Consider the following 21,042-nt stretch of genomic DNA (forward strand, 5'->3'; position numbering starts at 1 on the left):
GCTTGAACTCCCGTATCGCTGTGCTGGTGAGTTCACTATGCGCTGCGCCGGGTGAAGGACACCAGATTCAGAAACGCGAGAAAAAACCGGATCAGATGGCCTGTCGACCGCTACGCCAGGCTGTCGACCACGCCGCCGTCCACGCGCAGCGCCGCGCCGGTGGTGGCGCTTGCTTGCGGCGAGGCGATGTAGACGACCATGTTCGCCACTTCTTCCATGCTCGCCGCGCGCTGGATGATCGAGGTCGGGCGGTTTTTCATGACGAACGCCGCCGCGGTCTTTTCCAGCGACTCGCCACTGGCGGCCTGTTCGTCCTTGAGCATGTCTTGCAGGCCCTCGGACAAGGTAGGCCCCGGCAGGATGGCGTTGACCGTCACCCCGGTGCCGGCCATGCGCTTGGCCAAGCCGCGGGACACCGACAGGTTGGAGGTCTTGGTGAAGCCGTAGTGGATCATGTCGGCCGGAATGTTCAGCGCAGACTCCGAGGAGATGAACAGCACCCGGCCCCAGCCCTTTTGCGCCATGCCGGGCAGGTAGGCGCGCGACAAGCGAACACCGGACATCACGTTCACTTGAAAGAACCGTTCCCACTCATCGTCCGGGGTGTCGAAAAAGTCCTGCGGGCCGTAGACCCCCACGTTATTGACCAGGATATCCACCTCGGGTAAATGAGCGATGGCTTGCCGGCACCCTTCGGCGCTGCCTACGTCGGCGGTCAGCCCTTGCACCTGGGCACCGCTGACCGCCTGCTGCAACTTGGCGACGGCGGCGTCCACCGCGGGGGCCTTGCGGCCATTTATCACCACCTTGGCGCCGGCCTCGGCCAGCCCCAGGGCAATGGCGAAACCGATACCTTGGGTGGAGCCGGTAACCAGGGCGGTCTTGCCGTGCAGATCGATGTTCATGGCGCTGTCTCCAAGCAATGGGCGATAGCATCATGACCGGCCAGGGGCGCCAGCGTTCCATGCGCCACGGTGATCAGGCTGCGCGAAGGGTCTTGATGATTGCGCGGGCGTTGGGGGTCAGGCGCAGTTCATGCAATTGGCGGCGGTGCTGCCAGCGGCATTCGGCGATTTCGTTCTGCGCCTTGGGCTGGGCATTGTCGGCCAGCCGTGCTTCGAACAGATGATGCAAGGTGTCATCGCTTTCGTAGGCTCCCAGGAACACCAGCTCCACCACCAGCAGGCCGGTTTCTTCCTGCAGTTCACGGGCGGCCGCCGCCGCTGGGCTTTCGTTCTTTTCGATCTTGCCGCCTGGCAGGTTCCAGCGCGACTTGGCTTTGCGCACGTAAAGGATCTGGTCTTCACGGCGGCAGATGAGGGTGGCACGCTCTTTCATGGTGCGGGTTTCCTTCTTGCCTCAGCACAATGCCCGCTGATGGGCACTGATACTGTCACAAATTCGTCATATCCTTGACTGAAGCATTAAGAATGCCAAGTCATTATGACAAAGACTCGGTGAGGTACCGGTCGTTCGGCGCATTGCCAGAAAAAAACGCGACCGGCCGGCTGCTGTCACACAAATTGCAGGTGCTCGACGCTAAAGTGAAGAAAAACAACAATAAGGAGGCCGCCCATGAGCTGCTTGATATGCGCGGGAAGCGCGGAAGATCTGCAGTGCGAAGGTGAATGGGAAGAGCGTCATTGTCCCGAGTGTGGCCGTTACCGCATGTCCCATGAATTGGTGCTCACCCTGATGGAACAGGGGCAGATATTCGATGTGCACAAGATGCGCGCCTGGTTGCAGGCGCAGCGGCACCATTGTCAGGTGCCGAGCGTGGAGATCCATGAAGCGTTGCTGGTGCCATGACGTGGGAAAGCCAATGGCGGCTTCCCAGGTCTTTAGGTGCAACAGCGGGGCGCCTGGTAGCGCGTGGCGTTCTTGACGCGGCCGGGTCCGCTGCGGGGTCAGTCCTTTTTGCCGGGTAACAGGGCGCCCAGTACCTGTTTGGCGGTCTGGGTGATGATGCCGGCTTCGTCAGGGTCGCCCTTGAACAGCGTGGTGGCGAATTTCCTGGCCTGCTCCAGGGTGATGTGTGGCGGCAAAGGGGCCACGTTGGGGTCGGTCTTGAACTCGATCAGCACGGGTGTGTCCGAGGCCAGCGCTTGCTCCCAGGCGGCGGCGACCTGGTCTTCGCGCTCGACGAAAATGCCCTTCAGGCCAATGGAAATGGCGAACAGGTGGTAGGGCACGTCGGGAATGTCCTGAGAGGCCGCGAACTTCGGGCTGCCTTCCATGACGCGCTGCTCCCAGGTGACCTGGTTGAGGTCTTCGTTGTTGAACACTGCGCAGATCCACTGGGGCGTGTCCCAGGTTTTCCAGTATTTGGCCACGGTGATCAATTCGGCCATGTTGTTCATCTGCATGGCGCCGTCACCCACCAGGGCAATGACCGGCTTGTCCGGGTGGGCGAATTTGGCGGCGATGGCATAAGGCACTGCCGCCCCCATGGAGGCGAGGCCGCCGGACAGGGAGCATTGCATGCCCTTGCGGATTTTCAGGTCGCGGGCGTACCAGTTGGCGCAAGAGCCGGAATCGCTGGTGATGATCGCCTGGTCGGGGAGGCGCGGCGACAGTTCGTAGACCACGCGCTGCGGGTTGATCGGTTTGGCGCTGGCCAGCGCGCGGGCGGTGAGTTTCCGTTCCCAGTCGTCACGCCAGCCTTCGACCTTGTCGCGCCACGCGCGGTCGCTTTTTTCGTGCAGCAGCGGCAGCAAGGCACGCAGGGTTTCAGTGGCGTCACCCGTGAGGTTGACCTCCATGGGGTAGCGCAGGCTGAGCATGTCCGGCGCCAGGTCAATCTGCACACCCCGCGCCTGGCCCTCCTTGGGCAGGAACTCGGCATAGGGAAAGCCGGAACCGATCATCAACAGGGTGTCGCATTCGGTCATCAGCTTGTAGCTGGGCTCGGTGCCCAGCAGGCCAATGCTGCCGGTCACCCAGGGCAGGTCGTCGGGCAGCACCGCTTTGCCCAGCAACGCCTTGGCCACCCCCGCGCCCAGCAACTGGGCGACCTGGGTCACCTCGTCGGCGGCACCCAGGGCGCCGGCGCCCACCAGGATGGCGACCTTCTTGCCCTCGTTGAGTACATCGGCGGCCCGCTCCAGATCAGGCGGGTAAGGCAGCACGCGCGGCTTGCTGTAGCCCACGCCGGAGTGCACGGTGCCATGGGCGCGAGCCGGCTCCTGATAGGGCAGTTCCTGCAGGTCGTTGGGCAGGATCAGCGCGCTGACCCGGCGTTCACCGACGGCCGAACGCACGGCACGGTCGAGCAGGTGGCGCACCTGGGAGGGCACGCTGGCCTGTTCGACGAAGGTGCCGGCGACGTCCTTGAACAGTGACGCCAGGTCGACTTCCTGCTGGTAGTGACCGCCCAGCGCGCCGCGGGCTTGCTGGCCGACGATCGCCAGCACTGGCATGTGGTCCAGGCGTGCGTCATACAGGCCCGTGACAAGGTGCGTGGCGCCTGGGCCGGACGTGGCAATACAGACACCCAGCTCACCCGTGAACTTGGCGTGGGCCGACGCCATGAAGGCAGCCATTTCTTCGTGGCGAGCCTGGATGAACTGGATCTTGCCAAAGCGCTGCAAAGCCCCGAACACACCGTTGATGCCATCGCCCGGGTAACCATAGATGCGCGTCACGCCCCATTCGTGCAGCCGTTGAACCAGGAAGTCGCCTACTGTCTGAGCCATGTGAACCTCACCGTTGAAGGGATCCAGGTTCTGTACCCAATGCATCCCGACTCGGCCATGTTGAAAACAGGCTCGCCTGGCCTTCGCTGGAATACATTTCATACAGACCGTTAGGTTCTGGACCCGGCGCCCGGCGCGATAGTTTCATCGCATCCGGGCAGCCATCAGCGCAGGGGGCGGAAGAACGCGCGGATGTCCTCGGCCAAGGCGTGCGGGCATTCCATGGCGGCGAAATGACCGCCGCGGTGCATGTGGCTCCAGTGCTGCACGTTGTAGCAGCGCTGCACCCAACTGCGCGGGGGCATGGGCAGTTCAGCGGGGAATTGCGCCACGCCCAGCGGTGGCAGTACCCGTTGGCCGGGGCTGAAGTGCAAGGGCTTGCGGCGGCTTTCCAGATAGAGGCGAAACGACGCGCCGATGCTGCCGGTGAACCAGTACAGGGCGATATTGGTCAGCAGCGCATCCAGGCCGAAGGCCTGCTCCACGTCGCCCTGGCAGTCGCTCCAGGCCTGGAATTTCTCCACGATCCACGCCGCCAGCCCTGCGGGCGAGTCGTTCAAACCCACCGCCAGGGTCTGCGGGCGGGTGCCCTGGATCTGGCCGTAGGCACCGTGCATCTGGCTCCAGGCACTGGCCTGATCGAGAAAGCGCTGCTCTTCACTGCTCACCGGCGGTTGGTCCGGGCCCAGCGGAGGGCGATAGGAGCCGGGCAGGAAGTTCAGGTGCAGGCCCTTGACCCGCACCGGGTAGCGATAGGCCAGCCACGTGGAAACGCTGGCGCCCCAATCGCCGCCCTGGGCGCCGAAGGTGTCATAGCCCAGCGCAGTCATCAACTGCGCCCACAGCCCAGCAATTTCGGAGGGGCCGGTCCCCTTGCTGGTGGGTGCTGGCGAGAAGCCGTAGCCGGGCAGGGAGGGTACCACCACATGGAACGCGTCGGCCGCGTCGCCCCCATGGGCAGCGGGGTCGGTGAGCAGCGGCAAAATGGCTTCCATTTCCACGAACGACCCTGGCCAGCCATGGGTCAGCACCAGTGGCAGCGGCGCAGGGCCGCGGCCGCGCTGGTGCAGGAAATGGATACGTTGGCCCGGCATGTGGGCGATGAACTGCGGCAGGGTGTTGAGCCGGGCTTCCTGGGCGCGCCAATCGAAATCCCGCTGCCAGTATTCCACCAGGCGGCGCAGGGTGGCGCTGTCGGTGCCCTCGCTCCAGCCATTGCCTTCCACGCCCGTGGCCCAGCGCGTGGTGGCCAGGCGCTGGTGCAGGTCCAGTAGCGCCTGGTCGCTGATGGCGATACTGAAGGGCTCGATCCTCATCCGTCTTACTCCCTGACGTTGGCGGTAGCGTGCGGATGATAAATGACTTGGCGGTTTCCTGCATGCCTGCGTCGACGCCACGGCGCTTTGCGCGCAGGTGGTGCGTGGGGCATGCCTGATGCTGCGCGGCGGTTGTGACGCGGCCAGGTCCGCTGCTACCCGGCGCAAAACACGCATCAGAAATGGTAATACACCCCCACTGACAGGTTCTGCGGGTCGTCACCCGTCTGCTCTACCGGGGTTCCCGCATAGGTCACGGCCGAGTTGCGCTGGTTGCTGATCATGCCCAGGTGGACGTACGTGGCCAGGCGCGGGGTGAAGAAGTGATCGTAGCCGACCATGGCGCCGTAGGCGTCCTTGCCGCCGAATTCCACACTGCGCTTGACCAGCACCAGGCGAGTCAGGTCGCGTTTGCCCAAGGGCATGATGAAGCCTGCGGTGACCACCGTGGTGCTGGGGCTCGCGCTGTAATCGACGTCCTGACGCTGCCAGGTCAGGCTGCTGGAGAACGGCCCGAAGTCGTAGAACGCCGACAGACTTTTGTAGTAGTTGGCGGTTTGCTTCAGCGTGCCGTTGTCGTCCCACGGGTCACTGAGGTAACGGTTGAACGAGGCCAGCAGAATCAGGCGTTTGTCCGTGTACTGCACCTTGGCCCCGCCGCCGCGCAAGGTGCGCCCCTCGCTGGCGTGGTCGTCCAGGCCGAAGCTGGCGGCGCCGGCGGCGCTCCATCCGTGGAACGTAGGCGTGGTGTACGCCACGGTGTGCTTGGGGCGCAGGTCCAGGTAATAGGCGCCTTTGCCGGCGGCCGGCAATGCCAGGTAGGTGTAGGGCGAGCCGTAGCTGGCCAGGAACGGATCGGCGTAGGTGGGGGTGCCCATGCCGTAGGTCTTGCCCACCTCCAGTTTGCCGTACTCCCGGGAGCGCAACGCGGCCACGGCCAGGCGCAGGGCGCCGATGCTGCTCCAGTCCTGCCCCACGGTGTTGCCGTTGACGTTGAAGCCTTCCTCCACGTCCATTTCCAGCACGGTGTCGGTGGCCACCGGCGTACGCGCATACACCCCCAGCTTATTGGTCCAGGCACCGCCGCCGCCCAACTGGATACCGGTGGAGTGGCCCGAGTCGTGGTAACTGGCGAAGGCATCCAGGGTGCCGTATGCCTTGAGCTTGCTGTCAAAACCACTATCGATGGCGTAGTAGCCGAAGCCAGGGGCGATCATGGCGATACCGGGAAAACCATCGGCCTGGGCCGCAGGCACCGGGGCAAGGCCCTGGGCGAAGACGGCCAGTGACGCGGCGGTAGCATAACCTTTGTTCATCGACGACTCCTTGGGCAAGACCGGGAGCGTCAGGGTCGCGGAGGACGGGCCGCGAGGGGAATTGCCGATTGGTGCAGGCCATGCGTTTTGCGCAAGCGCCGCTCGCGCCGTGCAGGCCCCGGGGCAGAGCGCGCGTGCCCTTGGTTGCCACCCTCGCCAGGAGCGGGGCGGGTGCGCCATGGTGGTTCACGGCGGGCCGAACACCCCTGCGGCCCGGCGGCGGTGGGGCACGCCACCGCTCACGTGGGCCGGGGCCTCAACCGCTGCTCAAGCCCTTGCCCAATTGGCACGGTGCGCGCGCGATTGCGACGTCGCTTACAGGCATTCGCGCACCGCTTTGTTCAGCGCGCCACGGTTGAAGCTCAGGGGTTCGCGCTGGTACCACGACACTTCACTGCCGTTCTGGGTCTTGTAGATATCCAGGATTTCATCGGCGGCCATCTTGCTGCTGACGGTCAGGCGATAGTGGCGCTGGTTGCCAGTGTTTTCGGTGTCCGGGCGCAAGGCCTGCCATTTGGGCAGGATACAGCTGCCAACTTCCTCGGGGGACTTGCTGCTGGTGAATGTCTTGGAGGGGGCGTTGGGCGCCGACGCACAGCCGGCCAAGCCAATGACGCAAAGCAGGGAAAACACGGGTAGTCGCATTGAGCGCAATCCTGAAGCACGGGCGCAGCCGCGGGAGGGTGTGGGTCTAAGCAGGCAACGTTCGATTATATCGATAAAACGCGATATGGGCAGGTTTTTCAGGCAGGGTTCAGCGCCGTGACAGCCTCCCCTCGGGGCACGCGCACCCAGCCTTCCATCAATACCCGGGCGCTGCGGCTCATGATGGCCTTGACCACCGCCCACTGGCCGTCGACGAGCTCGGCTTGTGCGCCCACGCGCAGGGTGCCCGAAGGGTGGCCGAAGCGCACGCTCTGGCGTTCGCCGCCCCCGGCCGCCAGGTTCACCAAGGTACCCGGGATGGCGGCCGCGGTGCCGATGGCCACCGCCGCGGTGCCCATCATGGCGTGGTGCAGCTTGCCCATGGACAGCGCCCGTACCAGCAGGTCGACGTCACAGGCGGCCACTGCCTTGCCGCTGGAGGCCGTGTAGGCGGCAGGGCCGGCGACGAACGCAACCTTGGGGGTATGCTGGCGAGTGGCGGCTTCGCTCAGCTCATCGATCAGGCCCATGCGCAAGGCCCCATGGGCGCGAATGGTTTCGAACCGGGCCAGGGCCTGAGGGTCGCCATTGATGGCGTCCTGCAACTCGGTACCGGTATAGCCGATGTCGGCGGCGTTGAGGAAAATGGTGGGGATACCGGCGTTGATCAAGGTGGCCTTGAAGGTGCCGACGCCGGGTACCTGCAGGTCATCGACCACGTTACCGGTGGGGAACATGGCACCGCCACCGTCTGGTTCCTCGGCTGCAGGGTCCATGAATTCCAGTTGCACCTCGGCTGCCGGGAACGTTACGCCGTCCAGTTCGAAGTCCCCGGTTTCCTGGACCGCGCCCTCGGTGATCGGCACGTGGGCGATAATGGTCTTGGCGATGTTGGCCTGCCAGATGCGCACCGTGGCCACGCCGTTGCGCGGGATGCGTTCGGCGGGCACCAGGCCGTTGCTCAGGGCAAACGAGCCGACGGCTGCCGACAGGTTGCCGCAGTTGCCGCTCCAGTCGATGAAGGCGGCATCGATGGCCACCTGGCCGAACAGGTAATCCACATCATGGCCCGGGCGCGTGCTTTTGCTCAGGATCACCGTCTTGCTGGTGCTTGAGGTGGCGCCGCCCATGCCGTCGATCTGCTTGCCGTAGGGATCGGGGCTGCCGATCACCCGCAGCAGCAGTTGGTCGCGGGCCGGCCCCGGTTGGCGCGCGTCCTCGGGCAGGTCATCGCGTATGAAAAACACGCCCTTGCTGGTGCCGCCACGCATGTAGGTGGCGGGTATCTTCAGTTGTGCAGGGTAGCTCATGGGGGTGGGTCCTCAGGCGGCGGGCGCTTGTTCAAGGAAGTCCTGGGCAAAGCGCTGCAGCACGCCGCCGGCCTCGTAGATGGACACTTCCTCGGCCGTGTCCAGGCGGCAGGTCACTGGCACTTCCAGGCGCTGGCCGTCGCGGCGGGTGATGACCAGGGTCAAGGTGGCGCGGGGCGTGCGGGCGCCTGCCACGTCATACAGTTCGGTGCCGTCGATGCCCAGGGTGTGGCGGCTGGTGCCGGGCAGGAACTCCAGCGGCAGCACGCCCATGCCCACCAGGTTGGTGCGGTGAATGCGTTCGAAGCCTTCGGCGACGATGGCTTCCACGCCAGCCAGGCGCACGCCCTTGGCCGCCCAGTCGCGGGATGAGCCTTGGCCATAGTCGGCACCGGCGATGATGATCAGCGGCTGTTTGCGGTCCATGTACGTCTCGATGGCCTCCCACATGCGCATGACCTGGCCGTCAGGCTCCACGCGCGCCAGGGAACCCTGTTTGACCTTGCCGTTCTCCACCACCATTTCATTGAACAGTTTCGGGTTGGCGAAGGTAGCGCGCTGGGCGGTCAGGTGGTCGCCGCGGTGGGTGGCGTAGCTGTTGAAGTCCTCCTCGGGCACGCCCATTTTCGCCAGGTATTCGCCCGCGGCGCTGTCGAGAAGTATGGCGTTGGACGGTGATAGGTGGTCGGTGGTGATGTTGTCCGGCAGCACGGCCAGTGGGCGCATGCCCGTGAGCGGCCGGGCACCGGCCAGGGCGCCTTCCCAATAGGGGGGGCGGCGGATGTAGGTGCTTTGCGGGCGCCAGTCGTACAGCGGGGGCGCCTTGGGGCCATTGTCTTCCTGCACGGCGAACATGGGGATGTACACCTGGCGGAACTGCTCGGGCTTGACCGAGGATTTGACCAGGGCGTCTATTTCTTCATCGCTGGGCCAGAGGTCCTTCAGGCGGATCTCGGCGCCATCGGGGCCATGGCCCAGCACGTCCTTCTCGATGTCGAAACGGATCGTGCCGGCAATCGCGTAGGCCACGACCAGCGGCGGCGAGGCCAGGAACGCCTGCTTGGCGTAGGGGTGAATGCGCCCGTCGAAGTTGCGGTTGCCCGACAGCACAGCGGTGGCGTACAGGTCGCGGTCGATGATCTCCTGCTCGATGGCCGGGTCCAGGGCGCCGGACATGCCGTTGCAGGTGGTGCAGGCGAACGCCACCACGCCGAACCCCAATTGCTCCAGTTCCGGCAGCAGGCCGCCTTCTTCCAGGTACAGCTTGACGGTTTTCGAGCCCGGCGCCAGCGAGGTCTTGACCCACGGCTTGCGAGCCAGGCCCAGGCGGTTGGCGTTGCGCGCCAGCAGGCCCGCGGCGATCACGTTGCGTGGGTTGCTGGTGTTGGTGCAACTGGTGATGGCGGCGATGATGACCGCGCCATCGGGCATCTGCCCGGGTGTCTCGACCCAGGGCCCGGCGATTCCCTTGGCGGCCAGGTCACGGGTGGCCAGGCGTGCGTGCGGGTTGCTGGGGCCGGCCATGTTGCGCACCACGGTGCTCAGGTCGAAGTGCAGGCGGCGTTCGTATTCGGCGCTTTCCAGGCTGTCGGCCCACAGGCCGGTGAGCCGTGCGTAGTGCTCGACCAGGTGCACCTGCTGGTCTTCACGGCCGGTCAGTTTGAGGTAATCGACGGTCTGCTGGTCGATGTAGAACATCGCTGCCGTGGCGCCGTATTCCGGGGCCATGTTGGAAATGGTCGCGCGGTCGCCCAGGGTCAGCTTCGAGGCGCCCGCCCCGAAGAACTCCAGCCAGGCGCCGACCACCTTCTGCTGACGCAGAAACTGGGTCAGGGCCAGCACCATGTCGGTGGCGGTGATGCCCGGCTGCAACTGGCCGCTCAGTTCGACGCCGATGATGTCCGGCAGGCGCATCCACGAGGCACGGCCGAGCATCACGCTCTCGGCCTCCAGGCCGCCGACGCCGATGGCGATCACCCCCAGGGCATCCACGTGGGGGGTATGGCTGTCGGTGCCCACGCAGGTGTCGGGGAACGCCACGCCGTCCTGGACCTGGATCACCGGTGACATTTTCTCCAGGTTGATCTGGTGCATGATGCCGTTGCCCGGCGGAATCACGTCGACGTTCCTGAAGGCCTTTTTGGTCCAGTTGATGAAATGGAAGCGGTCTTCGTTGCGGCGGTCTTCGATCGCGCGGTTCTGCTCGAACGCCTGCGGGTCGAAGCCGCCGCGCTCCACGGCCAGGGAGTGGTCGACGATGAGCTGGGTCGGCACCACCGGGTTGACCTGGGCCGGGTCGCCGCCCTGGCGGGCGATGGCGTCGCGCAGGCCGGCCAGGTCCACCAGGGCGGTCTGGCCGAGGATGTCGTGGCACACCACGCGGGCCGGGAACCAGGGAAAGTCCAGGTCGCGCTGGCGGTTGATCAGTTGGTTCAAGGAGGCGGTCAGGGTCGCCGGGTCGCAGCGGCGCACCAGGTTTTCCGCCAGCACCCGGGCCACGTAGGGCAGGGTGGCGTAGGCGCCGGGCTGGAGGGCGTCGACGGCGGCGCGGGTGTCGAAATAGTCCAGGGGCGTGCCTGGCAGGTTCGTGCGGTATTGAGTGTTCATGGTGCTGGGCTCGATCACGGTTAAGTCTCAGGGCTGTGACGCGGCCTGGCGTCTGCCACAGGCCGCGTCAGCGCGCTCAGCGTTGCTCTATCGGCACGTACGCGCGCTGTTCCACGCCGGTGTACTCGGCGCTGGGCCGAATGATGCGGTTGTTCGCCCGCTGTTCGAACACATGCGCAGCCCAGCCGGTCAGGCGCGAACACACGAAAATGGGGGTGAACAGCGCCGTGGGGATGCCCATGAAGTGGTACGCCGAGGCGTGGTAGAAATCGGCGTTGGGGAACAGCTTCTTCTGCTCCCACATGGTCTTGTCGATGGCTTCGGAGACGGGAAAGACCACTTTATCGCCCACTGCCTGCGCCAGCTGTTTGGCCCAGACCTTGATCACCTCGTTGCGCGGGTCATTGTCCTTGTAGATGGCATGGCCGAAGCCCATGATCTTGTCCTTGCGTTCCAGCATGGCCAGGGTGCCGCGGACCGCTTCCTCCGGGCTCTTGAACTTGTCGATCATGGCCATGGCCGCCTCATTGGCGCCACCGTGCAGCGGCCCGCGCAGGGTGCCGATGGCGGCGGTGATGCACGAGTGCAAGTCCGAAAGCGTCGAGGCACAGACCCGGGCCGTGAAGGTCGAAGCGTTGAACTCGTGCTCGGCGTAAAGAATCAGCGACACGTTCATGACCTTGCGGTGCAGCTCGCTCGGCGCCTTGCCGTGCAGCAGGTGCAGGAAGTGCCCGGCGGTGTCCGGCTCGTCGGTACGGCAGTCGATGCGCACGCCATGGTGGCTGAAGCGGTACCAGTAGCACATGATCGCCGGCAACGCGGCCAGCAGCCGGTCGGTGGCGTCGTGTTGCTGCTTGAAGTTCTTCTCGGGCTCCAGGTTGCCCAGGAACGAGCAGCCGGTGCGCATCACGTCCATGGGGTGAGCGTTGGTGGGGATCCGTTCCAGTACTTCCTTCAGCGCCTGGGGCAGGTCGCGCAGCGTGGCCAGCTTGTGCAGATAGTGGTCCAGGTCTGCGTGGTTGGGCAATTCGCCGTACAGGAGCAGGTAGGCCACTTCCTCGAAGCTGGCGTGCTCGGCCAGTTCGCGCACGTCATAGCCCCGGTAGGTCAGGCCGGCACCGGCCTGGCCTACGGTGGACAGGGCGGTCTGCCCGGCTACCTGGCCACGCAGGCCGGCACCACTCAATACTTTTGCTTCGGCCATGGTTCTCTCCATTCTTGAATTTATTGTCTGGATTCACGGTAAAACGGTGTGAGCAGGTCCAATCCTTGCCGCAGCGGCTACAGCGGTGTTCTGGCCTGGGCGAACAGGGCGTCGAGCTTCTGTTCAAACACGTGGTAATCAATGGCGTCATACAGCTCCAGGCGAGTCTGCATGGTGTCGATGACATTTTTCTGCGTGCCGTCGCGGCGGATGGCGCCATAGACGTTCTCGGCAGCCTTGTTCATGGCGCGGAACGCCGACAGCGGGTAAAGCACCAGGCCGACGTCGACGCTGGCCAGTTCTTCGGTGGTGTACAGCGGCGTGGCACCGAACTCGGTGATGTTGGCCAGGATCGGCACGCGCACCCGGTCGGCGAACTGTCTGTACATGGCCAGTTCAGTGATGGCTTCGGGGAAGATCATGTCAGCGCCAGCCTCGACGCAGGCCTCTGCGCGGTCCAGCGCGGCCTGCAAGCCTTCCACGGCCAGGGCATCGGTGCGTGCCATGATCACGAAACTGTCGTCGGTGCGGGCATCCACCGCCGCCTTGATACGGTCGACCATTTCCTGCTGGCTGACGATCTCCTTGTTCGGCCGGTGGCCGCAGCGCTTGGCACCCACCTGGTCTTCGATGTGAATGGCGGCAGCGCCGAACTTGATCATCGACTTGACGGTACGCGCCACGTTGAACGCCGACGAACCGAAGCCGGTGTCCACGTCAACCAGCAAGGGCAGGTCGCAGACGTCGGTGATGCGCCGCACGTCGGTGAGTACGTCATCCAGGTTGCTGATGCCCAGGTCCGGCAAGCCCAGGGAGCCGGCCGATACGCCGCCGCCCGACAGGTAGATGGCCTTGAAGCCGGCCCGCTTGGCCAGCAGGGCATGGTTGGCGTTGATGGTGCCCACCACTTGCAGGGGCTGTTCACTGGCTACAGCGTCGCGAAAGCGTTGGCCTGGGCTGTTCTTGTTATTCATGACTCACCTCAAGGGTTGGTGGCGGTGTCACCGTAGTGACGCTCGATATTGCGCCGGGACGCGCCAATGTGGCGGCGCATCAGCAATTCGGCCAGTTCGCCATCGCGGTCGGCGATGGCGTCCAGAATGCGGTGGTGCTCGGCAAAAGCCTGGCGGGGGCGGTTGGGCGTGGTGGAAAACTGAATGCGGTACATGCGCACCAGTTGGTACAGCTCCCCGCACAGTATTTGCGCCAGGGTGCGGTTACCGCTGCCCTGGATGATGCGGTAGTGGAAGTCGAAGTCGCCTTCCTGCTGGTAGTACCCCAGGCCGGCCTGGAAGGTGGCATCGCGCTCGTGGGTGTGGAGCACCTGGCGCAGCTCGTCGATTTCGGCGTCGCTCATGCGTTCGGCGGCCAGGCGGCAGGCCATGCCTTCCAGCGACTCGCGAATCTCGTACAGCTCGATCAGTTCGGCGTGGCTCAGGGACACCACACGGGCGCCGACATGGGGCACGCGCACCAACAGGCGCTGCCCCTCCAGGCGGTGAATGGCCTCGCGCAGCGGGCCTCGGCTGATGCCGTAGGTGCGCGCCAGCTCGGGCTCGGAAATTTTGCTGCCTGGGGCGATTTCACCGCTGACGATGGCGGCCTGGATGCGCCGGAAGACGTTTTCCGAGAGGGTCTCGGTGTCTTCGCCGGAAACGAGGGTAGGGGAGTCCGCAAGCATATTGTCGACACACTGTCAGGTTGTTGGCTGAAAAATAGCGCTACGGGGCCTTTTGGTCAATTGTGGAGTGGGTATTGTCGACAATGGTCTGATGGCACGGGCCTGTTACCTCCCCAAGCCGCATGCTTTACACTGGTGCCTCATGAACCGCCCGGAGGGGGCCATGCCCTATACCTGCACATGGATCGACTCCCCGGTCGGCACGCTCACCCTGGTCGCGCGCGGCCCCAAGCTGGCGGCCATCCTCTGGCAGGATGACCGTCCCGAGCGCGTGCGGCTGGGCAAGTTGCGCGAACAGCACGACCACCCGATGCTGGTACGCACCGCCGCGCAGTTGAGTGATTATTTTGCCGGGCGCCGGGAAACCTTCGACCTGGACCTGGACTTCGTGGGCACCCCGTTCCAGGTGCAGGTGTGGCAGGCGCTGTTGCGCATTCCCTTCGGCGAAACCCGCAGCTACCTGGATATCGCCACGCAGTTGGGCAACCCCAAGGCCGTACGGGCCGTAGGTGCAGCCAACGGCCGCAACCCTATCTCCATCATCGCGCCGTGCCACCGGGTGATCGGCAGCTCCGGTAGCCTCACCGGGTTTGCCGGTGGCCTGGCCGCCAAGCAGTACTTGCTGAGCCTGGAGCGCCGCGACCTGTTTTCCGGCCTTTAAAGGCGCACGCTTTCGACCTGCGCCTTGGCGCGGATCAGGCTGGCGTCCACCCGGTCAAGCCCGTCCAGAAAGGCTGGCAGGAATGAACCCGGGCCTTGGGCCTGGGGCTCGGCGTATTCGGCGGCCAGGGCAACATGCACATGGGCCGCGGCCGCGGCGCAGAAGCCGTCCCCGGTCGCCGCGGCGTATGCTGCCACCAGCGCGCCCAACGAACAGCCCGAGGCCGTGATACGCGGCAGTAGTGCGCTGCCGCCGGCGATGCGCAGCAGGTGATGGCTGACCTCGCCGTGCTCGTTCTGAACCTTGCCCACCACATGGTCGATGGCCCCCGACGCCGATACGCAGGTCGCGTATTTGAGCAGGGTGATCGCTGCGGGCATGGCATCGGCTGGGTCGCTGGAGCTGTCGAAACCCTTGGCCTGGCTATTGCCCAAGCCCGCCAGGCCGATGATTTCCGCAGCGTTGCCACGGATCACCGTGGGCCGCTGCGCCAGCAACTCGGCCGCCACCTGGCCACGCCATGGCAGCACCCCGGCGCCGATAGGGTCCAGTACCCAAGGGCGGCCCAGGCTGTGGGCGGCCTGCACGGCCAGGCGCATGGCGCGCACCTGGGCGTCGGTGGGCGTGCCCAGATTCACCAGTACGGCGCCAGCGATGGCTGCGAAGCCGGCGGCTTCCTCGGGGTTGTCGACCATGGCCGGCGAAGCCCCGGCGGCCAGCAGCACATTGGCCATGAAGTTCACCGACACGGTGTTGGTCAGGCACTGCACCAGCGGGCCTTGTGCGCGCAGGGCGGCATGGGCAGCGATGATAGTGTCGACGCTGGGGGGCTGCTGGGGGATGAGCGGCATGTGGGTGTTCCGAAAAAGGCAGGAGGTGATCAAAATACTCTCTTCTTTCGCGGTTGGCGCCAAGGTGCCCTGAAAAACCGGAAAGTGCGCAATATCATTCAAGACCTGCCTACGCCCCCGGTGCCACACTGGCTGTCCGTCCCAGCCATTGCCGCACACCATGCCCACTACCATGCTTCCTCGCCACGCTTTTTTACGCGGAGCCGCTGCCATCGTGCCGCTGTCCCTGGCCACTGCGCCCTGGGGGCTGCTGGCCGGCTCCATGGCCATCGAGGCCAACCTCACTCCGTTGCAGGGCCAAGGCCTGTCGGCCATTGTTTTCGCCGGTGCCGCGCAACTGGTGGCCATCGGCATGCTCAAGGGCGGGGCGGGGGTGCTGTCGATTCTCTTGACCACCTTGCTGCTGACCTCCCAGCACCTGTTGTATGGCATGAGCCTGCGGCCGATGATTGCCGGGTTGCCAGGCCGGTGGCGCGCGGGGCTGGGCTTTCTGCTCACCGATGAACTGTTCGCCCTGACCAGCCGTCACGACCAGCAGACTTTCAGCCGCTGGTACGCCCTGGGCGTGGGGTTGACCTTCTATGTGGCCTGGAACCTGTTCACCCTGTTGGGCATCGTGCTGGGCCGCAGCCTGCCCGGGCTGGAACACCTTGGCCTGGACTTCTCCATCGCCGCCACGTTCATCGCGCTGATCACCCCGGTGGTGCGCAACGTGCCGGCGCTGGTGTGCGTGGCGGTATCGCTGTTCTGCTCCGTTCTGTTCAGCTACTGGCAGTGGGGCTCGGCCCTGGTGCTGTCGGGGCTGGCGGGGATGACGGCGGGGTTTTTCTGCAGCAAATTTCAAGGAGCGCGCGCATGATCTGGGTCGTCATCATCGGTATGGGCGTGCTGGTCTTTCTCAACCGCTACGTATTCCTCGAACCACGCCTGCCGGTACAGCTGGGAAGCAACGTGCGGCAGTTCCTGGGTTTTGCCGTGCCGGGCATGCTCACGGCCATTTGCGGCCCGATCGTGTTCATGCCCGACCGGCAGTTGAACCTGCACCTGGACAACCCCTACCTGATCAGCTCGGCAATCGCGGTGGTGCTGGTGCTGTTGACCCGCAATACCTTGGTGAGCATGGTCCTGAGCATGGCCTTCTTTTTCGCCCTGCGCGCCTGGGGCTGAGGGCGGGGCGCTTGTTTTGCGGCATAATCGGCCTTCGCTTTCCCAGGATGCCCCGGCCCCATGCCCCGCGAAAACTTCAACGACCTGCAGGCGTTCGTCATCATTGCCCGCGAAGGCAGTTTTACCCGTGCCGCTGCCCAGATGGGAGTCTCCCAGTCGGCCTTGAGCCATACCCTGCGGGCGCTGGAAGCGCGCCTGGGGGTACGCTTGCTGACGCGCACCACCCGCAGCGTATCGCCCACCGAGGCAGGCCAGCGCCTGCTGGAAACCCTGGCGCCCCGGTTCGCGGAAATCGAGGCAGAGCTGGCGGCGCTCAGCGAGTTTCGTGACACCCCCGCGGGCACCGTGCGCATCACCGCGGCCGAACATGCGGTGGACACGCTGTTGTGGCCCAGGCTGCAGCCTGTGCTGCGCCAGTACCCGGACATCAAGGTGGAGATCAGCACCGACTACGGCCTTACCGATATCGCTGCCCAGCGTTTTGACCTGGGCGTGCGCCTGGGCGACCAGGTGGCCAAGGACATGATCGCGGTGCGCATTGCCGCGGATATGCGCATGGCCGTGGTCGCCACGCCCGGCTACCTCGCCCAGCGTGGCGTGCCGCAAACGGTGCAGGCCCTGGCCGAGCACGACTGCGTCACCTTGCGCCTGCCCACCCACGGGGGGCTCATGGCATGGGAATTCGAGAAGGACGGCCACGAGGTCAAGGCCAAGGTGGAAGGGCAGTGGGTGTTCAACACCGGCTCGCAGATTCTGCGCGCGGTCGTTCAGGGATTCGGGCTGGGCTACATGCCCGACGACATGGTGCGTGAGCACCTGACGGCCGGGCGCCTGCAATCGGTGCTGCAGGACTGGTGCCCGACGTTCCCTGGCTACCACCTGTACTACCCCAGCCGCCGGCAGTCGTCACGGGCATTGCAAGTGGTGATCGACGCCTTGCGCCATCGCGGCGGCTGACCCTCAGGCGTGTGCGACGTCTCCCCCCTGAACCGAATTTCATCCTGTGGCAACTTGACGCACCCCCGTCAAAATTGCGCTAATCCCTTTTTTGACGTGAAAAGAGAAGCCGTCGCCCACCCTGTCACGCCCGCGCAGCTTGCGCGCGTCACAGTGGGTGGTGCGCCTTAGCCTATGACGGATAAAGAGATGAAAAACGTGCCGAACCAGTCCCGCCCACTCTACATCGCCTACGCCGGCCCTTCACTGCTGGAGATGCCGCTGCTCAACAAGGGCAGCGCCTTCACGCCTCAGGAGCGGATCGACTTCAACCTGATCGGCCTGCTGCCGCAGAATGTCGAGACCATCGAAGAACAGGTCGACCGCGTGTACCGCCAGTACGAGCAGTGCGCCAGTGACCTGGACAAGCACATCTACCTGCGTTCGATCCAGGACAACAACGAGACCCTGTTCTTCCGCTTGCTGGAATCGCACCTGGACAAGATGCTGCCGATTATCTACACCCCCACCGTCGGCCAGGCTTGCCAGGAATTTTCCAAGATCTACCGCACGCACCGCGGCCTGTTCATTTCCTGGCCCGACCGCGACCGCATCGACGACATCCTGCGCAGCGCTACCAAGGACTCGGTGAAGATCATCGTGGTCACCGACAGCGAGCGCATCCTTGGCTTGGGCGACCAGGGCATCGGCGGCATGGGCATCCCTATCGGCAAGCTGTCGCTGTACACCGCCTGTGGCGGCATCAGCCCGGCCTACACGCTGCCGATCGTGCTGGACGTGGGCACCAACAACCAGGAACTGCTGGACGATCCGATGTACATGGGCTGGCGCCACCCGCGCGTGACCGGCCAGGAATATGCCGAGTTCATCGATCTGTTCATTCAGGCGGTCAAGCGCCGCTGGCCGGGCGTGCTGCTGCAGTTCGAGGACTTCGCCCAGACCAACGCCATGCCGTTGCTGGAGAAATACCGCGACGAACTGTGCTGCTTCAACGACGATATCCAGGGCACCGCTTCGGTGGCCGTGGGTACGCTGCTGGCGGCCTGCAAGGTCAAGAACCAGAAACTGGGCGAGCAGGTCGTGGCCTTCGTCGGTGCCGGTTCGGCCGGGTGCGGTATTGCCGAACACATCGTTGCCGCCATGCAACTGGAAGGGTTGTCGGAAAGCGAGGCGCGCCAGCGCATCTTCATGGTCGACCGTTTCGGCCTGCTGACCGATGACATGAGTGGCCTGCATGATTTCCAGATGCGCCTGGCGCACAAGGCCGGCGCTGTGCAAGGCTGGCAGCGTGACGACAATGGCATCGCGCTGCTGGAAGTGGTCAAGCAGGCGAAGCCGACCATCCTGATCGGTGTCTCGGGTCAGCGCGGCCTGTTCACCGAAGCGGTGGTGCGCCAGGTATACGCCCATTGCCCGACGCCGCTGATCATGCCGCTGTCCAACCCTACCTCGCGGGTCGAGGCCACCCCGGCCGATGTCCTGGCATGGACCGACGGCAACGCCCTGGTCGCCACCGGCAGCCCGTTCGCCCCCGTGGAAATCAATGGCCGCACGCTGCCGATCGCCCAGTGCAACAACGCCTATATCTTCCCGGGCATTGGCCTTGGGGTCGTGGCCGCCAAGGCCACGCGCATCACGGACGCCATGCTGATGGCCGCCTCCAACGCCCTGGCCGAATGCTCCCCAGTGGTCACTGGTACCGGCGACGCGGTGCTGCCGCCGCTCAAGGATATCCAGGCGGTCAGCAAGAAGATCGCGGTGGCCGTGGCCAAGCAGGCCCAGGCCGATGGCGTGGCCCTGGAAACCCCGGAAGAACAGCTGTTGCAGGCCATCGAACGCAACTTCTGGTTCCCGCGCTACCGTTTCTATCGCCGTTCGGCGGTGTAATCAGCCGACGGGCCTGCTCGCCAGGCCCGTTGCCCATCGCTTTTTTCCGCGGTTTCGCCTATTACTGTGTGACGTTCGTGACACAGGATGCCTGCGTGAACCCATCTGCCAAACACCCCCGGCGCTTCTCTCTGGTATGGCTGCTGCCCCTGGCCGCCGCCATCGCCGCCGTGCTGGTGCTGTCCGGGCATTTTCGCGGCCTGGGCCCGCGTATCACGGTCAGTTTCCAGACCGCCGAGGGGCTGGAAGTCGACCAGACCCCGGTGCTCTATAAAAGCGTGCCCATCGGCAAGGTGGTGGGTATCAGCATCGATAAGCGCCGTGACCGCGTGGACGTCGACCTCCAGCTACAAGCCGATGCCGGCGCGTTCGCTGACAAGGGCACGCGCTTCTGGGTGGTGCGGCCGCGCATTGGCCTCAGCGAGATTTCCGGGGTCAAGACCCTGCTCACGGGCAGCTTCATCGGTGCGGACGCGGGCCACGCGGGCGAAACGGCCGAGCGTTTTCGCGGCCTGGAGCACCCGCCTGCCATCCGCTTTGGCGAGAAGGGCACGCGGTTTGTGCTGCATGCCGACAGCCTGAACTCATTGAACATCGGCTCGCCGGTGTATTACCGCCGGGTTCAGGTGGGCAGGGTGATCGGCAGTGGGTTGAGCCCCGAAGGCAAGGGCGTGGATGTGACCGTGTTCATCGCCGCCCCCAACGACCGCTTCGTGACCCAGAACACCCGGTTCTGGAACGCCAGCGGCGTTGACATCAAGGTCGGGGTGGGCGGCCGTCAGGTCAATGTCGAATCCATGGCGTCGGTGCTCAACGGCGGGGTGGCGTTCCAGGCGCCGGCCTACCCGCCGGACTCACCCGTGGCCGAGGCCAACAGCCGCTTCGCCCTGTTCGACGAGCGTGACGACGCGTTGTCCCGGCCCGTGGGCTACGCGCGCTACCTGGTGATGCACTTCGATGATTCGACCCGTGGCCTGGCGGTAGGTGCGCCGGTAGAGTTCTTCGGCATCGACATTGGCCGGGTGGTGTCCGTGCAACTGGACTATGACCCCCAGCGCCAGTGGCTCAGCAGTCGGGTGGGCGCGGTGATCTACCCCAACCGCCTGGGCGCGGTGCACGAAAAACTGCACAAGGATCTGGGCCGCGATGACGAGTCCACCACGGCAATGCTGATGGGGCGCTTCATCGAGCACGGCCTGCGGGCCCAGGCGCGAGTGGGTAACCTGCTGACCGACCAGAAATATATTCAGCTGGGTTTCGTGCCGGGCGCACCGGCGGTACCGTTCGACTATGACGCGCGGCCTATCGAGGTGCCCACGGTCGCCGGCAGCTTCTCGGTGATGGAAGACCAGATCAAGCGCATCATGGCCATGGTGGGGCGTGTGCAGGCCAACGACCTGTCGCGCAACCTGACCCGCAGCCTGGAGCAATTGCCGTTGGTGGTGAACCAGGTGAACCAGCAAGTGGTGCCGCAGTTGCGCGATACGTTGCTGGAAGCGAACCAAACCTTGCAGGGGGTGGTCGATAGTGTCGCCGAGGGTTCGTCCCAACGGGACCAGGTGAACCAGACCGCCGCACAGCTCAAGCAGGCTTCGCGCTCGGTGCAGGCACTGCTGGACCTATGGAACCGCTACCCGGAACTGTTCCTGCGCGGGCGCTCGGCCGAAGACCCGGCGGCGACCACGTCGCTGCCACGAAACTGACCGTTAATTTACGTTTTGCAGACGTTACCGGTGGTTTTTTAA

Annotated in this window: 19 protein-coding genes; 7 read left to right on the top strand and 12 right to left on the bottom strand. The window is 64.9% G+C overall.

Translation table 11 applies throughout. The annotated features are described in order from the left end of the window. Nucleotides 1–110: 110 nt before the first annotated feature. The gene (locus tag HWQ56_RS12660) at nt 111–905 is read right to left on the bottom strand and encodes an SDR family NAD(P)-dependent oxidoreductase (RefSeq protein WP_158157576.1); all 795 of its coding nucleotides are present in this window, start codon (nt 903–905) and stop codon (nt 111–113) included. A gap of 73 nt (nt 906–978) precedes the next feature. Next, nucleotides 979–1,338, bottom strand: a complete 360-nt coding sequence (locus HWQ56_RS12665) for an NUDIX hydrolase (RefSeq protein WP_158157577.1) — start codon at nt 1,336–1,338, stop codon at nt 979–981. Nucleotides 1,339–1,575: 237 nt separating this feature from the next. Between HWQ56_RS12665 and HWQ56_RS12670 the strand changes: the two genes are divergently transcribed. After that, nucleotides 1,576–1,809 carry a hypothetical protein gene (locus tag HWQ56_RS12670; protein WP_176570697.1) on the top strand — a complete coding sequence of 78 codons (234 nt, stop codon included), beginning with the start codon at nt 1,576–1,578 and terminating at the stop codon, nt 1,807–1,809. 98 nt (nt 1,810–1,907) lie between these two features. Here HWQ56_RS12670 and HWQ56_RS12675 read toward each other — a convergent pair whose 3' ends face one another. The 9 genes from HWQ56_RS12675 to HWQ56_RS12715 all read right to left on the bottom strand — a co-directional run bounded on the left by HWQ56_RS12675 (nt 1,908) and on the right by HWQ56_RS12715 (nt 13,774). Continuing rightward, nucleotides 1,908–3,695, bottom strand: a complete 1,788-nt coding sequence (locus HWQ56_RS12675) for a thiamine pyrophosphate-requiring protein (protein ID WP_176570698.1) — start codon at nt 3,693–3,695, stop codon at nt 1,908–1,910. 164 nt (nt 3,696–3,859) lie between these two features. Further along, the gene (locus HWQ56_RS12680; RefSeq protein ID WP_158157580.1) at nt 3,860–5,011 is read right to left on the bottom strand and encodes an epoxide hydrolase family protein; all 1,152 of its coding nucleotides are present in this window, start codon (nt 5,009–5,011) and stop codon (nt 3,860–3,862) included. Between the two features lie 176 nt (nt 5,012–5,187). After that, entirely contained in the window at nt 5,188–6,327 is a 1,140-nt protein-coding gene (locus HWQ56_RS12685) for a porin (RefSeq protein ID WP_176570699.1), read from the bottom strand. 315 nt (nt 6,328–6,642) lie between these two features. Continuing rightward, a complete protein-coding gene (locus HWQ56_RS12690) occupies nt 6,643–6,972 on the bottom strand; it encodes a hypothetical protein (RefSeq protein WP_158157582.1) in 330 nt (109 codons plus the stop codon). A 98-nt stretch (nt 6,973–7,070) separates the two neighbouring features. Beyond that, nucleotides 7,071–8,282 carry a 2-methylaconitate cis-trans isomerase PrpF gene (gene prpF, locus HWQ56_RS12695; RefSeq protein ID WP_176570700.1) on the bottom strand — a complete coding sequence of 404 codons (1,212 nt, stop codon included), beginning with the start codon at nt 8,280–8,282 and terminating at the stop codon, nt 7,071–7,073. 12 nt (nt 8,283–8,294) lie between these two features. Next, the gene (gene acnD, locus HWQ56_RS12700; RefSeq protein ID WP_176570701.1) at nt 8,295–10,889 is read right to left on the bottom strand and encodes a Fe/S-dependent 2-methylisocitrate dehydratase AcnD; all 2,595 of its coding nucleotides are present in this window, start codon (nt 10,887–10,889) and stop codon (nt 8,295–8,297) included. Nucleotides 10,890–10,965: 76 nt separating this feature from the next. Further along, nucleotides 10,966–12,093 carry a bifunctional 2-methylcitrate synthase/citrate synthase gene (gene prpC, locus HWQ56_RS12705; protein WP_176570702.1) on the bottom strand — a complete coding sequence of 376 codons (1,128 nt, stop codon included), beginning with the start codon at nt 12,091–12,093 and terminating at the stop codon, nt 10,966–10,968. Between the two features lie 77 nt (nt 12,094–12,170). Continuing rightward, complete coding sequence (gene prpB / locus HWQ56_RS12710) at nt 12,171–13,067, bottom strand: methylisocitrate lyase (RefSeq protein WP_176570703.1); 897 nt, start codon at nt 13,065–13,067, stop codon at nt 12,171–12,173. Nucleotides 13,068–13,075: 8 nt separating this feature from the next. Beyond that, nucleotides 13,076–13,774, bottom strand: a complete 699-nt coding sequence (locus HWQ56_RS12715) for a GntR family transcriptional regulator (protein WP_176570704.1) — start codon at nt 13,772–13,774, stop codon at nt 13,076–13,078. Between the two features lie 163 nt (nt 13,775–13,937). On the opposite strand from HWQ56_RS12715, the gene HWQ56_RS12720 reads away from it, so the two are divergent. After that, complete coding sequence (locus HWQ56_RS12720) at nt 13,938–14,435, top strand: methylated-DNA--[protein]-cysteine S-methyltransferase (RefSeq protein ID WP_176570705.1); 498 nt, start codon at nt 13,938–13,940, stop codon at nt 14,433–14,435. On the opposite strand, the gene thiM is transcribed toward HWQ56_RS12720, so the two are convergent. Then, entirely contained in the window at nt 14,432–15,286 is an 855-nt protein-coding gene (thiM, locus tag HWQ56_RS12725) for a hydroxyethylthiazole kinase (protein ID WP_176570706.1), read from the bottom strand. The genes HWQ56_RS12720 and thiM overlap by 4 nt on opposite strands. Before the next feature lie 160 nt (nt 15,287–15,446). Here thiM and HWQ56_RS12730 point away from each other — a divergent pair, with 160 nt between their 5' ends. From HWQ56_RS12730 to HWQ56_RS12750, 5 genes are all read left to right on the top strand, one after another. Beyond that, entirely contained in the window at nt 15,447–16,145 is a 699-nt protein-coding gene (locus tag HWQ56_RS12730; protein ID WP_176570707.1) for an AzlC family ABC transporter permease, read from the top strand. Beyond that, a complete protein-coding gene (locus HWQ56_RS12735) occupies nt 16,142–16,453 on the top strand; it encodes an AzlD domain-containing protein (RefSeq protein WP_176570708.1) in 312 nt (103 codons plus the stop codon). The genes HWQ56_RS12730 and HWQ56_RS12735 overlap by 4 nt, the downstream gene beginning before the upstream one ends. Before the next feature lie 60 nt (nt 16,454–16,513). Then, nucleotides 16,514–17,410: a LysR family transcriptional regulator gene (locus tag HWQ56_RS12740; RefSeq protein ID WP_176570709.1), complete on the top strand. Its 897-nt coding sequence runs from the start codon at nt 16,514–16,516 to the stop codon at nt 17,408–17,410. A gap of 189 nt (nt 17,411–17,599) precedes the next feature. Further along, nucleotides 17,600–19,297: an NAD-dependent malic enzyme gene (locus tag HWQ56_RS12745; protein ID WP_176570710.1), complete on the top strand. Its 1,698-nt coding sequence runs from the start codon at nt 17,600–17,602 to the stop codon at nt 19,295–19,297. 95 nt (nt 19,298–19,392) lie between these two features. After that, on the top strand, nt 19,393–21,000 hold the full coding sequence (locus tag HWQ56_RS12750; protein ID WP_176570711.1) for a PqiB family protein: 1,608 nt from the start codon (nt 19,393–19,395) through the stop codon (nt 20,998–21,000). Nucleotides 21,001–21,042 lie beyond the last annotated feature (42 nt).

It is taken from the genome of Pseudomonas eucalypticola (assembly GCF_013374995.1).
Lineage (GTDB): Bacteria > Pseudomonadota > Gammaproteobacteria > Pseudomonadales > Pseudomonadaceae > Aquipseudomonas > Aquipseudomonas eucalypticola.